Annotated in this window: 14 protein-coding genes, 2 tRNA genes and 3 pseudogenes; 12 read left to right on the top strand and 7 right to left on the bottom strand. The window is 74.8% G+C overall.

What is annotated here, in order from left to right:
- Positions 1–43: 43 nt before the first annotated feature.
- Both IE245_RS19505 and IE245_RS19500 read right to left on the bottom strand, forming a co-directional pair.
- Positions 44–637 (bottom strand): ATP-binding protein, encoded by a 594-nt coding sequence (locus tag IE245_RS19505; protein WP_373305354.1) that lies wholly within the window; start codon positions 635–637, stop codon positions 44–46.
- A 90-nt stretch (positions 638–727) separates the two neighbouring features.
- The gene (locus IE245_RS19500; RefSeq protein WP_189949267.1) at positions 728–1,567 is read right to left on the bottom strand and encodes a glycerophosphodiester phosphodiesterase; all 840 of its coding nucleotides are present in this window, start codon (positions 1,565–1,567) and stop codon (positions 728–730) included.
- Positions 1,568–1,754: 187 nt separating this feature from the next.
- Here IE245_RS19500 and IE245_RS19495 point away from each other — a divergent pair, with 187 nt between their 5' ends.
- On the top strand, positions 1,755–3,284 hold the full coding sequence (locus IE245_RS19495) for a S1C family serine protease (RefSeq protein WP_189949265.1): 1,530 nt from the start codon (positions 1,755–1,757) through the stop codon (positions 3,282–3,284).
- Between the two features lie 267 nt (positions 3,285–3,551).
- Here IE245_RS19495 and IE245_RS19490 read toward each other — a convergent pair whose 3' ends face one another.
- Positions 3,552–3,794 carry a hypothetical protein gene (locus IE245_RS19490; protein WP_189949263.1) on the bottom strand — a complete coding sequence of 81 codons (243 nt, stop codon included), beginning with the start codon at positions 3,792–3,794 and terminating at the stop codon, positions 3,552–3,554.
- A 12-nt stretch (positions 3,795–3,806) separates the two neighbouring features.
- Positions 3,807–4,193: an MHYT domain-containing protein gene (locus IE245_RS19485; RefSeq protein ID WP_189949261.1), complete on the bottom strand. Its 387-nt coding sequence runs from the start codon at positions 4,191–4,193 to the stop codon at positions 3,807–3,809.
- A 281-nt stretch (positions 4,194–4,474) separates the two neighbouring features.
- Between IE245_RS19485 and IE245_RS19480 the strand changes: the two genes are divergently transcribed.
- Positions 4,475–4,561: transfer RNA gene (locus IE245_RS19480), tRNA-Ser, on the top strand.
- Positions 4,562–4,745: 184 nt separating this feature from the next.
- Positions 4,746–5,150 (top strand): hypothetical protein, encoded by a 405-nt coding sequence (locus IE245_RS19475; RefSeq protein WP_189949258.1) that lies wholly within the window; start codon positions 4,746–4,748, stop codon positions 5,148–5,150.
- Positions 5,151–5,225: 75 nt separating this feature from the next.
- On the opposite strand, the gene IE245_RS19470 is transcribed toward IE245_RS19475, so the two are convergent.
- The gene (locus IE245_RS19470) at positions 5,226–6,653 is read right to left on the bottom strand and encodes a hypothetical protein (protein ID WP_189949256.1); all 1,428 of its coding nucleotides are present in this window, start codon (positions 6,651–6,653) and stop codon (positions 5,226–5,228) included.
- 411 nt (positions 6,654–7,064) lie between these two features.
- Between IE245_RS19470 and IE245_RS19465 the strand changes: the two genes are divergently transcribed.
- The 8 genes and pseudogenes from IE245_RS19465 to IE245_RS19435 all read left to right on the top strand — a co-directional run bounded on the left by IE245_RS19465 (position 7,065) and on the right by IE245_RS19435 (position 14,393).
- Positions 7,065–7,607 carry an O-acetyl-ADP-ribose deacetylase gene (locus IE245_RS19465; protein WP_189949254.1) on the top strand — a complete coding sequence of 181 codons (543 nt, stop codon included), beginning with the start codon at positions 7,065–7,067 and terminating at the stop codon, positions 7,605–7,607.
- A 528-nt stretch (positions 7,608–8,135) separates the two neighbouring features.
- Positions 8,136–8,441, top strand: coding sequence for a hypothetical protein (locus IE245_RS19460; protein ID WP_189949252.1), 306 nt, complete (start codon positions 8,136–8,138; stop codon positions 8,439–8,441).
- A gap of 178 nt (positions 8,442–8,619) precedes the next feature.
- A pseudogene (locus tag IE245_RS37120) lies at positions 8,620–9,351 on the top strand (acyl-CoA dehydrogenase family protein); the annotation flags it as partial.
- Positions 9,328–10,144 (top strand): annotated as a pseudogene (locus IE245_RS19455) (acyl-CoA dehydrogenase family protein); the annotation flags it as partial. The pseudogenes IE245_RS37120 and IE245_RS19455, both read left to right, overlap by 24 nt.
- Positions 10,141–10,539, top strand: coding sequence for a hotdog family protein (locus IE245_RS19450; RefSeq protein ID WP_189949250.1), 399 nt, complete (start codon positions 10,141–10,143; stop codon positions 10,537–10,539). The pseudogene IE245_RS19455 and the gene IE245_RS19450, both read left to right, overlap by 4 nt.
- Positions 10,536–11,703 (top strand): annotated as a pseudogene (locus IE245_RS19445) (lipid-transfer protein). Before IE245_RS19450 ends, IE245_RS19445 begins: the two are co-directional and overlap by 4 nt.
- Before the next feature lie 276 nt (positions 11,704–11,979).
- Positions 11,980–12,591 carry a SigE family RNA polymerase sigma factor gene (locus IE245_RS19440; protein ID WP_189949248.1) on the top strand — a complete coding sequence of 204 codons (612 nt, stop codon included), beginning with the start codon at positions 11,980–11,982 and terminating at the stop codon, positions 12,589–12,591.
- A gap of 149 nt (positions 12,592–12,740) precedes the next feature.
- A complete protein-coding gene (locus IE245_RS19435; RefSeq protein ID WP_189949246.1) occupies positions 12,741–14,393 on the top strand; it encodes a long-chain fatty acid--CoA ligase in 1,653 nt (550 codons plus the stop codon).
- A gap of 63 nt (positions 14,394–14,456) precedes the next feature.
- Here IE245_RS19435 and IE245_RS19430 read toward each other — a convergent pair whose 3' ends face one another.
- Both IE245_RS19430 and IE245_RS19425 read right to left on the bottom strand, forming a co-directional pair.
- Positions 14,457–18,410: a PAS domain-containing protein gene (locus IE245_RS19430; protein ID WP_189949244.1), complete on the bottom strand. Its 3,954-nt coding sequence runs from the start codon at positions 18,408–18,410 to the stop codon at positions 14,457–14,459.
- 155 nt (positions 18,411–18,565) lie between these two features.
- Positions 18,566–19,009: an SSI family serine proteinase inhibitor gene (locus IE245_RS19425; protein ID WP_189949237.1), complete on the bottom strand. Its 444-nt coding sequence runs from the start codon at positions 19,007–19,009 to the stop codon at positions 18,566–18,568.
- Positions 19,010–19,244: 235 nt separating this feature from the next.
- Here IE245_RS19425 and IE245_RS19420 point away from each other — a divergent pair.
- Positions 19,245–19,335: transfer RNA gene (locus tag IE245_RS19420), tRNA-Ser, on the top strand.
- The last annotated feature ends 62 nt before the right edge of the window (positions 19,336–19,397 follow it).

Raw genomic sequence — 19,397 nt, 5'->3', positions numbered from 1 at the left:
GCGGCTGTCCGAGTGGCCGCCCGTCCGCCCGGGGGCCGTCGCCTCAGTCCAGGTCGTCGTAGGCGTCGAGGAGGTCGAAGCCGGAGCCTCCGGTGCCGACCCGGGTCGCGAAGTCCTCGCGGCGGTGGCCCTCCGTGACGATCACCCAGACCGTGACCTCACCCGTCGCGCTGTCGCGCACGCCCCAGTCCTGGGCCAGGGCGCCGATGATGTTGAGCCCGCGTCCGCCGCGTGCCGTGACCGAGGGCGTCGACGGGACGGGTCTCGTGGGACCGCCTCCGTCCGTGACCTCGACCGTCAGCCCGCCCGACGGATCGAGCCGCCAGGCCGCCAGCACGTCGCCCTCACCCCGGTCCGCCCGGCCCAGCGGCCTGCCGTGCCGGTAGGCGTTGCTGAGCAGTTCGGACAGGATCAGGACAGCGTCGTCGACGACCGATTCCGACACCCCGCTGCGGTACAGCTCGTCCCGCATCCGGTGTCGCGCTTCCCCCACGCCCGCAGGGCCATGGGGTACGGCCATGCTCGACGACGTGGGCACCTTCTGTGCCACCACCAACGCCACCCCCGAGACCTCCTTCGCCCCACGCCATCGTGTGGATGCCCCGGTGACCACGTCCGGAAACCGCCTGTTCCGGATGGGGTGGAGCACAAGTGACGATCGCGTACGCGCCGAACGCGCCGGTGCACTCCCCCCGACCGCCCCCGGCGGGGCGTCCGGTGCCGTGGTTCAGGCGCGCCCGAGGTGTTCGAGGACGGCCTTGGGCCGGTTGGTGATGATCGCGTCGACGCCGAGGCGCAGGCAGAGTTCGACGTCCTCAGGGTCGTCCACGGTCCAGACGTGGACCTGGTGGCCGGCCTTCTGCAGGCGCAGGATGACGGCCGGATGGTGGCGGACGATCCGGATGGAGGGACCGGCCACGCGCGCGCCCGCGGGGAGGCGCCCGTCGCGGAGCCGGGGGGTGACGAACTGGGTGAGCGAGACGGTCGGGAGCGTCGGAGCGGCGGCGCTGATCCGGTGCAGGGAGCGGGCCGAGAAGCTCATGATCCGCACCGGGGACTCCTCGGCCGCCACGGGCGCGTGCAGGCCGAAACGCTTCAGGAGCGCGAGGAGCCGGTCCTCGACCTGGCCCGCCCACCGGGTGGGGTGTTTGGTCTCGATGGCGAGCTCGACCCGCCGGCCCGCGTCGGAGACCAGCTCCAGGAGCCGCTCCAGGGTGAGGACCGAGGTGTGCTCGGGGTCGCCCCAGTCGGGGAGCTCGGCGGGCGCGCCGGAGTCCTCGCGCTCCTTGAACCTCTTCCAGGCGCCGAAGTCCAGCGCGGAGAGGTCGGCGAGTTCGAGCGTGGAGACGGCGCCGCGGCCGTTCGAGGTACGGTCGACGCGGCGGTCGTGGACGCAGACCAGGTGCCCGTCGGCCGTGAGCCGTACGTCGCACTCCAGGGCGTCGGCGCCGTCCTCGATGGCCTTCACGTAGGCGGCCAGGGTGTGTTCCGGCGCGTCCTCCGAGGCTCCTCGGTGGGCGACGACCTGGACGGGGCCGGGGTGCGGTTGCTGCCGTGCGTGGGTCACCGCGTCATGGTGCCATTGGCAAGGCGGACGGGGCACACCGGACCTGTCCGTTCTGTGCGGATATAAAGAAGGGGGCGCGTTCGCACAGCTCCGCCTTACCGCGGCCTGACGCCTGGTGGGAAAAGCTGTGCCCAGCACCCTGGAGCGACCGTCACCGTCCCCACGCCGTGAACGAGGAGAGCGAGCTGTGAGCACCGAGAACGAGGGCACCGAGGTTCCGGCGGACCCGACTGCCCCGTCCGCCCCCGCCACGCCGCCCGCCCCCGCCACCCCGCCGCCCGCCGCGCAGCCGGCCGCGCAGGCTCCGCACCAGCAGCACCAGCAGCACCAGCAGCCCCAGGAGTCCCCGCAGCCCGCGGCGCCGGCCGGCGCGGACGCGACGACCCGGATCCAGCCGCCGGTCCCGCCCGCGCCTCCGGCCTCCGTGCCCGCGCCTCCGGCCGCCGCGCCCTCGGCGGCGGCCGGTGCCCCCGCTCCCCCGTACGCGCCCGTGCACGCCCCCGAGCACGCGGCGGCGGCCGCCGGGGGCGGCGGCTGGCCGCCGGCGCCTCCGGCCGTTCCGTCCTGGGGCGAGCCGGTCCCGGCCCCGCCCGCGCCGCGCAAGCGCACCGGCGGGCTCGTCGCCGCCGTCCTGGCGGCGGCGCTCGTCGCCGGCGGCATCGGCGGCGGCATCGGGTACTGGGCGGCCCAGAGCGAGGACGGCGGCCCGGCGTCCACGACCGTCTCCTCCGGCGAGGCCCCCGCCTCCTTCAAGCGGGAGCCGGGCACGGTCGCGGCGGTCGCCGCGAAGGCGCTGCCGAGCGTGGTCACCATCCAGGCCAAGTCGGGCGGCGTGCAGGGCGAGGGCGGCACCGGTACCGGTTTCGTCTACGACCAGGAAGGCCACATCGTCACCAACAACCACGTGGTGGCGTCGGCGGCGGAGGGCGGCACGCTCTCCGCGACCTTCTCGGACGGGCGGGCGTACGACGCCGAGGTCGTCGGCCGGGCCGAGGGCTACGACGTGGCCGTGATCAAGCTCAAGAAGGCCCCGGAGGGGCTGAAGCCGCTGCCGCTGGGCGACTCGGACAAGGTGGCGGTCGGCGACTCGACGATCGCGATCGGCGCGCCCTTCGGTCTCTCCAACACGGTGACGACCGGCATCATCAGCGCCAAGAACCGCCCGGTGGCCTCGGGCGACGGCGGCGGCAGCAACTCGTACATGAGCGCTCTGCAGACGGACGCCTCGATCAACCCCGGCAACTCGGGCGGTCCGCTCCTCGACGCGGCCGGCGCGGTGATCGGCATCAACTCGGCGATCCAGTCCACCGGCGGCGGCTACGGCCAGTCGCAGGCGGGCTCCATCGGCCTCGGCTTCGCGATCCCGGTGAACCAGGCGAAGACGGTGGCCGAGCAGCTGATCAAGACCGGCAAGCCGGTCTACCCGGTGATCGGCGCGACCGTGAACATGAACGACAAGGGCGAGGGCGCGCGGATCGCCGAGCAGGGCGCGGGCGGCACGGAGGCGGTGACGCCGAGCGGCCCGGCGGCCAAGGCGGGCCTGCGGCCCGGCGACGTCATCACGGCCTTCGGCGACCACCCCATCGACAGCGGCCCGTCGCTCATCAGCGAGATCTGGACGCACAAGCCGGGCGACTCCGTGGAGATCACCTACGAGCGCGACGGCAGGACGGCGACGACGACGGTGGTCCTCGGCGAGCGCACCGGCGACAGTTGACGCACGCGCGCGTAGGGGCACGGAAACGGCGCCGGGGAGCACCCCGGCGCCGTTTCCGTGCCCCTCGGGCTCAGCGGCTCCGGCTCTCCCGGCTGCGGCTTCCGGCCGGGGCTTCCGGCGCCGATGCCGACGCCCCGGTCGTCGTCGGCGTCCAGGCCGCTCCGGAGGTCGCCGATGTCGATGCGCGGAGCCGGCCGACGGGCTCGTCCTCGCCCGGGGTGAGCATCGGGTCGAGCACGACGACGGCGGCGGCCAGGACGAGGAAGGTCAGCGGGCGACGAGCAGCGACCGCACGTCGAGGGCGGAGGAGCCGTCGCCCGCGGTGGCGTGGGCGCCGAGGGCGACCGTGACGCCGAGGGCGGCCGTGCCGGTGTCGTGCACGCCGGTCACGGCGATGCCCATGATCACGCCGGCCCCGAGGCCGGCGAGGAAGCCGCGGACCGAGACGGCGGCCCAGAGGGCGGCGGTCGCGGCGACGACGGCGATGAGGACGGAGAAGCGCGACGACACCGGGCCGGCACGTCACGGACCGTTCATCCGCATGGCGGCCGTGCCCAGGTAGTGCGTGCCCGCCACGCCGAGGCCGGTGAAGAGGCCGGCGGCGAGCAGCGGGACCGGCCGCGCGCCGCGGCAGCCCACGGTGAAGACGCCGGCGCCGACGACGAGCGTCGCCACGAGCAGGCTGAGGAAGGTCAGCGTGCCGTCGTGCGAGATGTCCGTCTCGCTCACCTGGAAGCCGGGCATCGCGATGAAGCGCATGGTCCAGATCCCGCACCCGATCGACGCCGCCCCGAGCGCCGGCCACCCGGGCCTCCGGGTCCGCCCGGTCGCGAGCGACCGCACGGTGCGGCGCGGCCCCGGCGCGCTGCCCAGGCAGGCCGTCACCTGGCCCGCGAGTGGCGTGGCCATGCCATAACTGAACCCGTCGATCGTGCCCTGCGCCCTGCGACCCTCTGTTCTTCTCGAGAAACGTGGAGATGCCGTGGAGGGGACTCCGACCCGGCGATCGCGGCGGCCTCCAGGCACCTACGGCATGACGGCGACATGACGGCGGCATTCCGGGCATATCGGACAACCCCTTGCGAACCCCCTGCGACCCCCCGCGAACCCCCCACCCCGTCCTGCGGCCCGCCGCCCCCTCCCCCACCCGGTACGCTGTAGCCGCTCCGCCCCAAACGGTCCGGAGCGAGGGTGGGTTGCCCGAGCGGCCTAAGGGAACGGTCTTGAAAACCGTCGAGGCAGCGATGTCTCCGTGGGTTCAAATCCCACACCCACCGCTCAACAGAGGGCCCCCGACCGGAAGATCCGGCCGGGGGCCCTCGCGTGTGGCGAACACCGCGGCGCACCCCAGCCCCCCGTGGCCCCCCGTGGTCACCCGGTCGTCCCGGCGCATGAGGGGCGCGCGGCCGGAAGTCCTAGGATCCGCCGGGAGAGAAGAGCGCGGCGTGATCGGGGTACTTCATGGAGGAAGACGAAGCGCGGTACGTCCGCTTCCAGGGCACGGAACGGCACGAGCGGGGGCACTTCCCCGGAGTCTTCGTGCTCGCGAACGAGCTTGCGGCACAGGGCAGGTTGACCGACGAGCAGTACCGCTTCTGGAGAACGAACAGCGACTGGTACGACACCCGCTACCCCAACCCGACGCATGCTGATCCACGGGTGTACGACCCCGCGGTGAACCCTGGTGCCGTCGCCTGGTTCAAGAAGTCTGCTGTCGACCTCATCGGGCGGGTGGACGGGTACCTGGAGCTCCTGGCCGCGCACGGGGTGGAGTGCCTGCGGCTGGAGTCCTCGAACCCCGGCCGGATCATCTATGAGGACGAGCACCAGATCGTGGTCGTGCCCGCGGGGGCGAGCACCGGTTGATCCGGGCGGAGCCGGTCGGCCCGCCTCCCGCCCCGCCGCTCTCCCGGCGCCACACCCACCGGCCGGGCCGGCGGGTCAGGGGTGAGGGTGGCTGCGGGCCTGCGGGCTGTTCAGGCAGAGGGCGATGTTGCGGACCGCGGCGGTGAGTTCCTCGATCACCCGGGCCGCCTGCTCCGCGTTGTGGAAGACCGGCGGAGACGTGAGGGAGCGGCTCAGTTCCTCCGCGGCCCGCACGGCGGGCGCGGTGTCCGGGACGGTCATCGGGGCGGAAGACGGCGCGGGCGCGGCCGCCTGAGCGGTGTGGGAGGCCTGAGCGGTGTGGGCGACCTGGACGCTCTGGGCGGCCTGGGCGGCCTGGGCGGGCGATGGGGCCGAGGGGTACGGGTCGGGCTCCGGGCGGTAGTCGTCGAAGGCGGGCGAGAAGGCTCCGGAACCGGTGACCAGGGAGGAGTGCGCCTCCTCCTGGGGGTACGGCGCCGGGGACCCCTGGCCGTGCGGCGCCCCCATGGACCCTTGGCCGTGTGCGGAGGGGGCTCCCTGCCCGTGCGCCGGCGGAACTCCCTGGCTGTGCGCCGCCATCGGCGCCTGGCCGTGAGGGGCCACGGGATTCTGGCCGTGCGGTGCCATCGGCGCCTGGCCGTGGGGTGCCGTGGGGTTCTGGCCGTGGGGTGCCATCGGCGTCTGGCCGTGGGGGGCCGCGGGGTTCTGTCCGTGCGCGGTCACGAGGGCGGAGGCCGGGTCCTGGTCGGCACGGGGCTGGGGCAGGAAGAAGTGGTCGAAGCCGGGGAAGGCCGGGGTGGGCGGGTGCGCGGCGGGCTGGGGGTGCGCGGCCTGCCACTGGGCCCGGTAGAGGGCCACCTGGTCCTCGCAGGCGGCCCGGGCGTGGAAGACGGCGGTGTCCTCCCCCAGGTCCGGGTACCAGAGGTTGGGGCCGGGGAAGCGTACGGTCCGCATGCGCGGCTTGATCAGCTCGGCGCACCCCATGCAGCAGCCCTCCGGCACGATGAGCGGGATGCCGCCGCTCTGCTCCGGGAGGCGGGGGCCGCCCTCGGGGCTGTACTCCCCGTGGCGGCAGGGCGGCAGCTCGCCGCAGGACCGGCAGACGGCGTAGTGCTCGGGAAGGACCCGCCAGTCCTGGCTGGCGGGGGCGCACCAGTGCTTCGGCGCGGAGCGGGGCAGGTTGTCGTCGCGGAGGACGAGGACCACCGGGCGCTTGTAGAAGCCGGCCCGGTCGGAAGCCGGCTTGACCGGCTGGTTGTTGACCCGCCGCAGTTCGTTGGCGTGCCACCACAGTTCCATGTGGTCGCGCCACGCCTTCTCGTAGGCCTCCGGCCAGTGGTCGTTGGGGTAGCCGGTGATCTCCAGGACGCGCCACGCCCGCCGGTCGAGCACGACGATGGCGTCGGCCCGCAGCCGCAGATGGGTCCCCTCGTCCCCCTCGTCCGGCCAGTCGTGGCGGCCGATGAGGGTGGGCTGGTCCGGGAGCCACCTGCGAATCTGCATGACACGCTCCTAGGCGACGAGACGGCGTGGTTTCAACTGGGGCAGTAGGTGAAATTCTGGATAATTTAGGCGCGGGTGTGGGGTTAGACACGCGCTTTTCTCTTTCTGATTCAGAGCGAAAACACCCGTTGGACCGGCCATTTCGTTCTTCCCGCCGGGCGGGGGCCGTGGAAGCCGGTCCCGGGGCCGGTGGCTTCGGACCCGGTGCGACGGGGGCCGCAACACCCACTCGTACGTGTGACATCACTTCCTTCACATTGGCTCGTAGGTATGCATTGCCCCCGGTCCCCGCCGTTCCGAGGCCCGGGAAGGGGCCCGCGGACCCGCGGAGTGGGGTAAAAGCGGCTGCCCGCTCCGGCCGCGAGCCGTGAGGATGGGCGGTCCGAAGTCCCAGGAGCCGAGGAGGGCGACGTGGTGCGGATCGTGTTGGTGCGGGGGGACATCACCGAGGTGGCGGTGGACGCGGTGGTCAACGCCGCGAACTCCTCGCTGCTCGGGGGCGGAGGAGTCGACGGTGCCATCCACCGGAGGGGCGGGCCGGAGATCCTCGCCGCCTGCCGGGAACCGCGCCGCTCGCACTACGGCAAGGGCCTGCCGACCGGGCGGGCGGTGGCGACCACGGCCGGCCGGCTGCCGGCGCGGCACGTGATCCACACCGTGGGACCGGTCTGGTCGCAGGGCGAGGACCGGTCGGAGCTGCTGGCCTCCTGCTACCGGGAGTCCCTGCGGGTGGCGGACGAACTGGGTGACCGTACGGTCGCCTTCCCGGCCGTCTCCACGGGCGTCTACGGCTGGCCGCTCGGGGACGGCGCGCGGATCGCGATCGAGGCCGTGCGGGCGGCGGACACCGAGGTCGAGGAGGTGCGGTTCGTGCTCTTCGACGCGACCGCGTACGCCGCTTTCGAGGCGGCGGTCGGGGACGCGGGCGGGGACGCGGTCGGGGAGGCGGGCTGAGCCGGGGGCGCGGGCGGGACCGTGGACGGAGAAGGAGAAGGAGAAGGAGAGGGGGAGGGGAACGGAAGACGGAAACCGGGAGTCGGGGGCGCCGGGACGCGGGGGAGACGGGTGCTTCTGAGCGGAGGCTTCGGCTCGAAATCCCTTTCCCCGACAGCGAGGCGCGTTCGAGCGGTGTGGGGCGCCGCGGGTGCTCCCGGTCCGGTTTGTCGGGGGTTCTGACGGAACGCTTCCTCCCTTGCGGCGCAACGGATCCGGGGTGATTTCGCGGGCGCCGTCCGCTGTGAGCTGGGGGTTTCTCGGCGACGAAGGGTTTATCGGCTTGTCCTCACGCTTGCGGGGGAATCGGGCGCTCCGGGGTGGTTCGCCGGGGATTCGGTGGGCAACTCTGGATTCGCGACGTCGAGCAGTAGAGCGACCGGGGCGGTAGGCCAACTTCCCAGGTCAGGGCCGGAGTTCACGGCCCGCTTTCAGCAGAACCGCATTTCCGTGCACAGCAGACTGGCTTCAGTTCCCGGAGGAACAGACATGGCAAGCATCCGTACCGCCCGCATCGCCGCCGCCGTCGTGGCCCTGCCGCTCGCCGCAGCCCTCTTCGGCGGCGTGGCGCAGGCCGACAACGGCGGTTTCGCGGACGACGGATCGAACACGAGCGTCGCCACGATCATCGGCAGCGGCGTGGGTGGCGACAACAACGGCAACTCCACCACCACGCAGCAGGTGGCGACCGGCTCCGGTGCCTCCAACCAGAACAACACGGCGAGCGTGAACGGCTCCGCCTTCACCCACATCTCGCAGGCGAACAACACGGTCAACTTCCTCCCGTGGTGGTGACCGGTCCACGGGCCCGGCCCGAGGGGGCGTGACCGCGGTGTGAACGGCGGCCCGCGCGACGGCACTTCGGTGCCGCTCGCGCGGGCCGCCTCGCCGTTTCGGCCGGGGTGTCTTGACAGGGCGAAGCGACTTGACGGACAGTCAGAAACCTTCGTCGTCCCCTCCGGGAGGCCGTCCCGTGCACCTCGCCCCGACCGAGCGGCAGCTCCGGCTGTGCGCCGAACTCCGCGCGTACTTCCGCGAGACGATGCCCGACGGGCCGCCGCCCGCGAGCGACGGCGCCGCGCAGCGCCGGCTGCTGCGGAGGATCGGCGCCGACGGTCTCCTGGGCCTCGGCCGGCCGGAGGAGTACGGCGGCCAGGGCCGCGGCGCCGACGAGCAGTTCGTCTTCTTCGACGAGGCGTACCGGGCCGGCGCGCCCGTCTCGATGGTCACGCTCAACACGGTGGGACCCACCCTCATGCGGTACGGCACCGAGGAGCAGAAGGCCGCCCTCCTGCCGGGGATCCTGCGCGGGGAGTGCGTCTTCGCGATCGGCTGCAGCGAGCCCGAGGCCGGTACGGACCTGGCCTCGCTGCGGACCCGGGCGGTCCGCGGCGGCGACACCCGGGTCGTCGACGGGCAGAAGGTCTTCACCTCCAACGCGCAGAACGCCGAATGGATCTGGCTCGCCTGCCGCACCGACCCCGAGGCGCCCCCGCACCGGGGCATCTCCCTCCTCCTCGTCCCCACCGACGCCCCGGGGTTCTCCTGGACCCCGATCGAGACCGTCGGCGGGCTCACCACCACCGCGACCCACTACGACGGGATCCGGGCCCCGGCCGGGAACCTCGTCGGGGAGGAGAACGGCGGCTGGGGGCTGATCACCGAACAGCTCAACCACGAACGGGTCGCGCTCGCCGCGACCGGGGCGTACGGGATCCTCGCCGTCGCCCGGCACGGCACCGAGGAGCAGCGCGCCCGTCTCCTGCCGGGGCTGCGGGACGGGACCGTCGTCGCGACGGGCGCCTTCCCCGCCACCGGCGCGGTCACGGCGCGCGCCGGGCGGCTCACCGGGACCGTCGGCCGGGTGCCGTGGCTGCGGGACGCCACCCACCTCCTCGTTCCGGACGCGTACCGGACGCTGTGGCTGGTGCGGACCGAGGACGCCGCCGCCGTCGAACCGGTCGAACTGACCGCTCCCTGGTCGGCGGAGCGGCCGGTGCTCGACGGGACGCCCGCCGAGCGGCTGGGGGACGGGACGGGACCGGAGGCGTACGAGGACGTGCTCCCCGCCGCCCGACCGCCTTCGCCGGTCTCCAGGCGGGCGTCTGCGCCGGTTCGCTGGCCCGGGCCGTCGCGTACACCTCCGTGCGGGAGCAGTCCGGGTGGCCGCTCGCCACCCGGCAGGCGGTCCAACTGCGCGCGGCCGACGCCCACATGGACACCGAGCCATCCGGGTCACCGCCCACGAGGCGGCCTGGCGGTCCGACGCCGGCCTCGACAGCGCCGCGGCGGCGCTGACCGCCGCCTGGTGGGCCCCGGAGGCCGGCAAGCGGGTCGTGCACAGCGGCCAGCACCTGCACGGCGGGACGGGTGCCGACCTCGACCACCCCGTCCACCGGCACTTCCCGTGGGGTCGGCAGCTCGACGCCTACCTGGGCCACGGCACCGCGCTCCTCGCCGAACTCGGCGACGTGCTCGCGGAGGAGGGTTCGTCATGAGGGCCGGTGACGCGCTGCCGCCGCTGGAGATCCCCGTCGCCCGCACCCTGATCGTGGCCGGGGCCGTCGCCTCCCGCGACGACCAGGACGTGCACCACGACGCCGAGGCCGCCCGGGAGAAGGGCTCCCCGGACGTCTTCATGAACATCCTGACCGCCAACGGCCCCGTCGGCCGGTACGTCACCGACCACTTCGGACCGCGGGCGGTGCTCCGCAAGGTCGCCATCCGCCCCGGCGCCCCCAACCATCCCGGGGACACGATGACGCTGACCGGCACGGTGGCCGAGGTGGCCGGCGGGCCGGAGGGCACCGTCACCGCCCTCGTCCGGATCGCCGGGGCCAACGGCCTCGGCCACCACGTCACCGGCACGGTCACCGTGGAGGTGCCCCGATGAGCCTGCTCCGCCCCGACGGCCTCGGCGGCCGGGCGGCCGCCGGCGGGCATCGGCGCCACCGAGTTCTCCAAGGACTCCGGCCGCAGCGAGCTCTCCCTCGCCGTCGAGGCGGTCCGCGCCTCCCTCGACGACGCCGGGCTCGCCCCCGGGGACGTGGACGGACCCGTCACCTTCACCATGGACACCAACCCCGAGATCACCGTCGCCCAGGCGGCCGGCATCGGCGAGCTCACCTTCTTCTCCCGCGTCCACCACGGCGGCGTGGCCGCCTGCGCCACCGTCCAGCAGGCCGCGCTCGCCGTCGCGGCCGGCGTCGCCGAGGTCGTCGTCTGCTACCGGGCCTTCAACGAGCGGTCGGGCCGCCGCTTCGGCTCCGGAGTGCAGCGGCGCGAGCCCTCCGCCGAGGGCGCCGCGCTCGGCCGGCAGCTGCCCTTCGGGCTGCTCACCCCCGCCTCCCGGGTCGCCATGGCCGCCCAGCGCTACCTCCACGTGTACGGGCTCACGCCGGAGGTGTTCGGGCACGTCGCCGTCACCGACCGTCGGTACGCGGCGAAGAACCCCGCCGCGTACTTCCACGGCAAGCCGATCACCCTCGCCGACCACGCCGCCTCCCGCTGGATCGCGGAGCCGCTCCGCCTCCTCGTCTGCTGCCAGGAGACCGACGGCGGCCAGGCGATCGTCGTCACCACCGCCGAGCGCTCCCGCGACCTGCGGCACCCGCCCGCCGTCGTCCTCGCGGCGGCGCAGGGAGCGGGCCGCAAGCAGGAGGCCCTGACGAGCTTCTACCGGGACGGACTGACCGGCCTCCCCGAGACGGGCGTCGTGGCACGGCAGTTGTGGCGGACGTCCGGGCTGCGCCCGGCCGACGTCGATGTGAGCATCCTCTACGACCACTTCACCCCCTTCGTGCTCATGCAGCTGGAGGAGTTCGGCTTCTGCGGGCCGGGCGAGGGCGGGGACTTCGTGGCGGCGGGCGCACTGCCGATCAACACCCACGGGGGCCAGCTGGGCGAGGCGTACCTCCACGGGATGAACGGCATCGCGGAGGCGGTGCGGCAGCTGCGCGGCACCTCCGTGAACCAGGTCCCCGGCGCGGCCCGGGCCCTGGTCACCGCCGGCACGGGCGTCCCGACCTCGGGGCTGGTCCTCGGCACGGACACCTGAGCGGACGCGGGGGCGGGCACGCGGAGGGGGACACGGGCGGACGCGGGGGCGGGCACGCGGAGGGGGACACGGGCGGACGCGGGGGCGGGCACGCGGACGGACCCACGGGCGGGCACCGTACGCGCGCCGCCGTCGCCCCCGCCGACCCTGACCCCCGGGTGACGGCGGCTCCACCCAGAGGAGGTGGGGGCACCCCGAGGACTCCGACCTGAGGGGGAGCCGGGTTCGGGACCTGGGGCCGATCCGCCCGGACCCCGCCGCTCCTAGCGTGGAACCATGACTCCGCCACCCACTGGCCCCGTCTGCGCCGGCGCCTCCACGGCCGCCACCCGGCCCGGACAGCGCACGGCCCCGCGCACCTCGCCGCGTCAGGGCCCGCGCTCCTTCGCGTACCCGTCCTTCTCGTCCTTCGTGAAGGCCCGCCAGCCCCTGCTGCTGCGCACCGCCCGCTCGCTGACCGCGAACCCGAGCGATGCCGAGGACCTGCTCCAGACCGCGCTCACCAAGACCTTCGTGGCCTGGGAGCGGATCGAGGACCACCGGGCCCTCGACGGGTACGTGCGCCGGGCGCTGGTGAACACGCGCACCTCGCAGTGGCGCAAGCGCAAGGTCGAGGAGTTCGTCTGCGAGGAGCTGCCCGAGCCGGCCGGCCCGGCCGAGCCGGACCCGGCCGAGCGCCAGGTCCTCCACGACGCCATGTGGCGCGCCGTGATGAAGCTCCCCGAGCGGCAGCGGCAGATGGTCGTGCTGCGGTACTACGAGGACCTCAGCGAGGCCCAGACGGCCGAGGTGCTCGGGGTCTCCGTCGGCACGGTGAAGAGCGCCGTCTCCCGCGCCCTGGGACGCCTCCGCGAGGACCCGGAACTCACGGCGGGCGTCGGCGCCTGACGCGGGAAACGGCTGGTCGGCGACCTCTGCCAGCGATCACTGGCAATTTCGGTACTCCCGGGTAGTGACATACCGAGTGGTATGTGCGCAGAATCTGCACACCTTTACTGCCACGTAGGCACGCGCAGCGCCCACCGGGAGGACGCCCCGTGTACAGCACCATGCAGGACGTACAGCTCACCATCAGCCGCATCCTCGAACACGGCCGGAGGGTCCACGGCCGGTCCACCGTCACGACCTGGACCGGCGAGCCGGAGCCGCAGCGCCGCACCTTCGCCGAGATCGGCGACCGCGCCGCCCAGCTCGCCAACGCCCTCCGCGACGAGCTGGGCGTCCGCCAGGGCGAGCCCACGGCGACGCTGATGTGGAACAACGCCGAGCACGTCGAGGCGTACTTCGCCATCCCGTCCATGGGCGCCGTCCTGCACACCCTCAACCTGCGGCTTCCCCCCGAGCAGCTGGCGTTCATCGTCAACCACGCCGCCGACCGGGTCGTCCTCGTCAACGGCTCCCTGCTCCCCCTCCTGGCCCCGCTCCTGCCGCACCTGCCGACGGTCGAGCACATCGTCGTCGCCGGCCCCGGCGACCGCTCCCTCCTCGACGGCGCCGCACCGCGCGTCCACGAGTACGAGGAGCTGATCGCGGGCCGCCCGACCGCCTACGACTGGCCCGAGCTCGACGAGCGCTCCGCCGCCGCCATGTGCTACACCTCCGGCACCACCGGCGACCCGAAGGGCGTCGTCTACTCGCACCGGTCGATCTACCTGCACTCCATGCAGGTGAACATGACCGAGTCGATGGGCCTGACGGACCGGGACACGACCCTGGTCGTGGTCCCGCAGTTCCACGTCAACGCCTGGGGCCTGCCGCACGCCACCTTCATGACCGGCATCAACATGCTCATGCCGGACCGCTTCCTCCAGCCGGCCCCGCTCGCCGAGATGATCGAGCGCGAGAAGCCCAGCCACGCCGCGGCCGTCCCCACCATCTGGCAGGGCCTGCTCGCCGAGGTCACCGCCCACCCGCGCGACCTCTCCTCCATGAAGCAGGTCACCATCGGCGGCGCCGCCTGCCCGCCCTCCCTCATGGAGGCCTACGACAAGCTCGGCGTCCGCCTCTGTCACGCCTGGGGCATGACGGAGACCTCCCCGCTCGGCACGATGGCGCACCCGCCGGCCGGGCTGACCCCGGAGGAGGAGTGGCCGTACCGCGTCACGCAGGGACGTTTCCCCGCGGGCGTCGAGGGCCGGCTCGTCGGCCCCGCCGGCGAGCACCTGCCCTGGGACGGCGAGTCCGCCGGCGAGCTGGAGGTGCGCGGCACCTGGATCGCGGGCGCGTACTTCGGCGGCGTCGGCGCCGACCCGATCCGGCCCGAGGACAAGTTCAGCGAGGACGGCTGGCTGAAGACCGGCGACGTGGGCGTGATCAGCCCCGACGGCTTCCTCACCCTCACCGACCGCGCCAAGGACGTCATCAAGTCCGGCGGCGAGTGGATCTCCAGCGTCGAGCTGGAGAACGCGATCATGGCCCACCCGGCCGTCGCCGAGGCCGCCGTCGTCGCCGTCCCGGACGAGAAGTGGGGCGAGCGCCCGCTCGCGACCGTCGTCCTCAAGGAGGGCGCCGAGGCCGACTACGCGACCCTGCGGGACTTCCTCGCCACCGAGGGCGGCATCGCCAAGTGGCAGCTGCCGGAGCGCTGGGCGATCGTGCCGGCGGTCCCGAAGACCAGCGTCGGCAAGTTCGACAAGAAGGTGATCCGCAAGCAGTACGCGGAGGGCGAGCTGGACGTCACCCGGATCTGACGCACGCCACCGGGGGAAGGGGGCGGGCCCGTCGGGAGCCCTCCCCCTTCCCCCGGTCTTCTCTCAGTTGGTGCCGATCTTCGCCAGCAGGTCGACGATCCGGGCCTGGACCTCGGCGCTGTTGGAGCGCTCGGCCAGGAAGAGGACCGTCTCGCCGGAGGACAGCTCCGGCAGCCGCTCGGCGTCGAGGCCGGTCGAGGTGTAGACGACCAGCGGGGTGCGGTTGAGCTGCCCGTTCGCCCGCAGCCAGTCGATGATCCCGGCCCGCCTGCGGCGCACCTGCATCAGGTCCATGACCACCAGGTTCGGCCGCGTCTCGCCCGCGAGGGCCACCGCCTCGGTGTCCGTGGCCGCCCGCACCACCTGCATCCCGCGCCGCTCCAGGGTGGCGGCGAGGGCGCCGGCGATGTGCTCGTTCTCCTCGATGACCAGGACCCGCGAGGGGTGCTGCTCGCTGTCGCGCGGCGCGAGCGCCTTGAGCAGGACGGCGGGATCGGCGCCGTACGCCTCCTCCCGGCCCGCCTGCCCGAGCCCGGCCGCGAGCAGCACCGGCACCTCGGCGGAGACGGCCGCCCGGCGCAGCGACTGGAGCGCCGTCCGGGTGATCGGACCGGTCAGCGGGTCGACGAAGAGCGCGGCCGGGAAGGCGGCGATCTGCGCGTCGACCTCCTCGCGGGAGTGCACGATCACCGGCCGGTAGCCGCGGTCGCTCAGGGCCTGCTGGGTGGCGACGTCCGGCGCCGGCCAGACGAGCAGCCGGCGCGGGTTGTCGAGCGGCTCCGGGGGCAGTTCGTCGTCGACGGGCAGCGGAGCGGGACGGTTCACGACCTCGACCGCGCCGCCGGGGCCGTCGAGCGGCTCCGGACCCTCGTCGGACCCCTCGGCCGGCGCCCCTATCGCGTACGCCCGCCCGCGCCCCTCGGACCCGGCGGCGGGTACGGGAGCGGGTACGGGCGCGGCGGTGGGGAGCGGCGCCGGTGCGGCGGTCGGGGCAGGGGCAGGGGCAGGGGCAGGGGCAGGAGCCGGGGCCGGCGGATCGAGCTCCGGCGGCGTCGCGAGCTTGCGGCGCCGGCCCGAGCCGTTCGACGGAGCGGCCACGGGCGTCCCCGCCTGCACCGGCGGCGCGAAGGGCACCCCCTGCCCGAGCGTGCGCACGCTGAACGCCCGCCCCTGCGTGGAGTCCTTCGGCAGCGGAGCCGCCGGCACCGACGGCGACGGCACCGACGGCGACGGCGCGGGGGCGGGAGCAGGCATCGGAAGCTCGGGAGGCAGCGGTACGGAACCGGTGCCGGTGCCGCTCGCAGGCGTGGCGGTGCCGTTCGCGGGCGTCGCGGACGGAGCGGTCGCGGCGGCCGGAGGCACGGCGGGGGGCGCGGGCGCGGGCGCTGGTTCGGGCGTGGGAGCCGGCAGGGGCGCCGGGGCGGGCATGGACGCGGGCAGGGGCACCGGCCCCAGGCCCGTGGCCGGGACCGCGGTGGCGGACGCGGACGCCGGGAGCGGATGCGGCTGCGGGGGAGTGTGCCCGGCGGGCACGTCCTGCGCGCCCCCGTGCTGCGGCTGCTCCTCGTGCGCGGCGCCGGCGTCGGCGTCGGCGGGCGCCGGCGCCTCGTCGCGGTCGGCGTCGGCCGGCGGCAGCGCGAACGGCGTCCGGGGTCCCGCCTCGGCGGCGGCGGCCCGCTCCTGCGCGGCGGCGAGCGCACGCCGACGGCGCCCGGTCGGCCGCTCGCCCTCGGCACTCCCGGGAGAGACCACGGCGATCGCGCCACCGGGGGGCGCGGCCGGCAGGGCGGGGGCCGGCGCGGGAGCACCGGCGGGCTCGGCGGGGGCGACGCCCTGCGGCGGCACGGCGGCACCGAGCGCGGCCCGCTCCTGGGCGCCCTCGGCCGCGGTCACCACGGAGCCCTCGGCGGGCCGGCCCCGGCGGCGGCGACCGGTCGGCTCCACGCCGGCGGTCTGCTGGGCGGGGATGAGTTCGGCGGGCCCCGGCGCCTCCTCCGCACGGGCGCGGCGGCGTCCGCCGCCCCCGGCCGGCACGGCGACCGCCCCGTCCTCGCCCTCCGGGGAGATCGCACTCTCCAGGAACGCGTCGGTGGACCCGCGCCGTGCCCGGCGCCGCCCGGAACCGCCCGCGCTCCCGCCGGCCACGGGACCGGAGGTCTGCGCGGGCACGCCACCCGCGGGCCCGGCCGGGGGAGCCTCCGGCGCGGGGCCGGACGGGAGGCCGGCGGACGGCTCCGGCCCGGACGCGGCAGCGGGAGGGGGCGTGGGCCCGGGGGCGGACGCGGCAGCGGGAGGGGGTGTGGGCCCGGAAGCGGGAGTGGACGCGGACGCCGGTTCGGGCGCGGCCGCGAGCGCGAGCGTGGACTGGGCCGGGGGCGCGGTCGCGGCCTCGGCGGCGGGAACGGTTCCCCGGCCCGCGCCGATCGGCACCTCCAGGACGTACGCGCCGCCGCTCGTCCCCGGCACCTCGTGGGTCTGCACGACACCGCCGTGCGCCGCCACGATCCCGCGCACGATGGGCCCGTGGACCGGGTCGCCGCCCGCGTACGGCCCGCGGACCTCGACGCGGACGACCTCGCCGCGCTGTGCCGCCGCCACCACGATCGTGGAGTCACCGGGACCGGCGACGCCCTGCGCCGAGGCGCGGGTCCTGCCGGTGGCGTCGACCCCGGCCACGTCCGCGACGAGGTGGGCGAGCGCGGTCGTCAGCCGGTCGGCGTCGACCTCGGCCTCGATCGGCGGGGCGTGCACCGCGAACTGCGCGCGGCCCGGGCCGATCAGCTCCACGGCCGCGTCGATGCCGCCGGTGACGATCCCGTCGAGGAGCGCGACCTTCCGGTCGAGCTCCTCCTCGCCGGCGTCCAGGCGCTGGTAGCCGAGGACGTTGTCGACGAGGGTGGTCATCCGGGCGGACCCGGCGACCAGGTGGTGCAGCAGCCGGTTCGCCTCGGGCCACAGCTGCACGCCGTCGTCGGCGGCCAGCGAACCCAGCTCGCCGCGCAGCTCCTCCAGGGGCCCGCGCAGCGACTCGGCCAGGACGGCGGTCAGCTGGGCGTGCCGGGAGGCCAGGGCCGCGTACCGCTCCGCCTGCGCCTCGCGCTCGGCCGCGTGCCGCTCGGCCCGGTCGGCGAGCTCGGTGGCGTGCCGTTCGGCCAGCTCGGCCAGCTCGGCGGCGTGCTTCTCGACCAGCTCCTCCTGCCGCGCGACCAGTTCCTCGTGGGGGCGGCGGTCGGTGAAGGTCATCACGGCGCCGACGAGCTGGTCGCCGTCGCGCACCGGAGCGGTCGTCAGGTCGACCGGCACCCGGTCGCCGGCCTTCGACCACAGCACCTGGCCGCGCACCCGGTGCTTGCGGCCCGACTTGAGGGTGTCGGCGAGCGGGGACTCCTCGTACGGGAAGGGGGTGCCGTCGGCGCGCTTGGCGAGGATCAGCGGGTGCAGCTCGGCGCCGCCGAGCTCGCCGGCGCGGTAGCCGAGGATCTGCGCGAAGGCGGGGTTCACGAGGACGACCCGGCCGTCGGTGTCCGTGCCCACGACGCCCTCGGAGGCGGCCCGCAGGATCATCTCGGTCTGCCGCTGCGAGCGGGCCAGCTCGGCCTCGGTGTCGAGGGTGCCGGTGAGGTCGCGGACGACGAGCATCAGCAGCTCGTCGCCGGTGTAGCCGCTGTACGAGTCGTACGCCTCGCGCCCGTCCTCCAGGCTGGCGCTGGTCACCTCGACGGGGAACTCCCCGCCGTCGGTGCGGCGGGCCATCATCCGCATCGGCTTGGTGCGGCCGCGCTCGTCCGCCGGATCGGGGCGGCGCATCGAGCCGGGGATCAGGCGCGAGTCGAAGGTGGGCAGCAGGTCGAGCAGCCCGCGCCCGACGAGCGCGGTGCCGGGGGTCTCGAACATGCCGAGGGCGATGGTGTTGGCGTTGACGACCGTGCCGTTGCAGTTGACGAGCACGAGGCCGTCCGGGAGGGCGTCGAGTATGGCTGCGAGGCGAGCAGCGCCTCGGGATGGCCTGCTGCTCACGACGACGCTTCCTCCCTGACGCCTGCAATTGCGCGCGGACCGTGCCCGCGGTGTGCGCCGTACGGCATGTGCCGTGACGGCGGGCCGGCCCCATCTTGCCCCTCGGGCGGCGGCCCTGTCACGGAGGGAGTCTAACGGCGCCCCCGATCGTCCCGTCAGCCCCGGACGCTCGGAAGGAGAGGTTCCGTGTTCTCCCAGCGGCCGATCTCGCAGCCGTTCGCACGGGAGAAGCGGGCGTCGATCCGACGCCCCTGCCAGGTGCCCGTCACGCGGGCGGTCACCGGCCCGCCGTACATCTGCGTGCACAGTGCGTCCGCCGGGACCGGTGCGAAGGGGTCCTCCCCGGCGCGCGCGAAGCCCGCCAGGCGTTCGCAGGCCCGCGCGGCCGCCGGATGGTCCCCGCCCGGCCGGTCGTCGCAGGTCAGCTTCCAGCTCCCCTCGGCCTCCGGGTTCCCGCTCCCGGTGACGGTCACCGCCAGCGAGTCGGGCGGCGACAGCAGCGGCAGCGGCGGCAGCGGTCCGGCCGAGGCGACGCCGGCGAGGGAGGTGGCGAGGGCGGCGGCGAGCGCGGCGGAGAGGGCGAGACGGCGCAGCGGCATGGACGGACTCCGGAGACGTACGGACGGGAAGGGGCGGGACACCTCTCTAACGCTGCGACCCCGGGCGCGTTGCGCAAGCGGGGTGCGCCGGGCGGGGGCCCGGACGTGCTCCCCGGGACGCGCCGGGGACTTTGCCCCGCACCCCGCCCGCCCGGTACGGTGAAAGCGATTGGTGACACCAGGCTCGCCTGTGTCATCATCTGCACGCACCGTCCGCGCATGCGCGGACGTGCGAGGAGGCGTCGCCTAGTCCGGTCTATGGCGCCGCACTGCTAATGCGGTTTGGGCTTTATCGCCCATCGAGGGTTCAAATCCCTCCGCCTCCGCCTCAGGAAGCCCCGGCCCCACGGCCGGGGCTTCCGCCGTTCCCGGACCGGCTTCGATTCCC

This window comes from Streptomyces roseolus (genome assembly GCF_014649855.1).
Taxonomy (GTDB): domain Bacteria; phylum Actinomycetota; class Actinomycetes; order Streptomycetales; family Streptomycetaceae; genus Streptomyces; species Streptomyces roseolus.
This window is presented reverse-complemented; position numbering and strand designations above follow the sequence as displayed.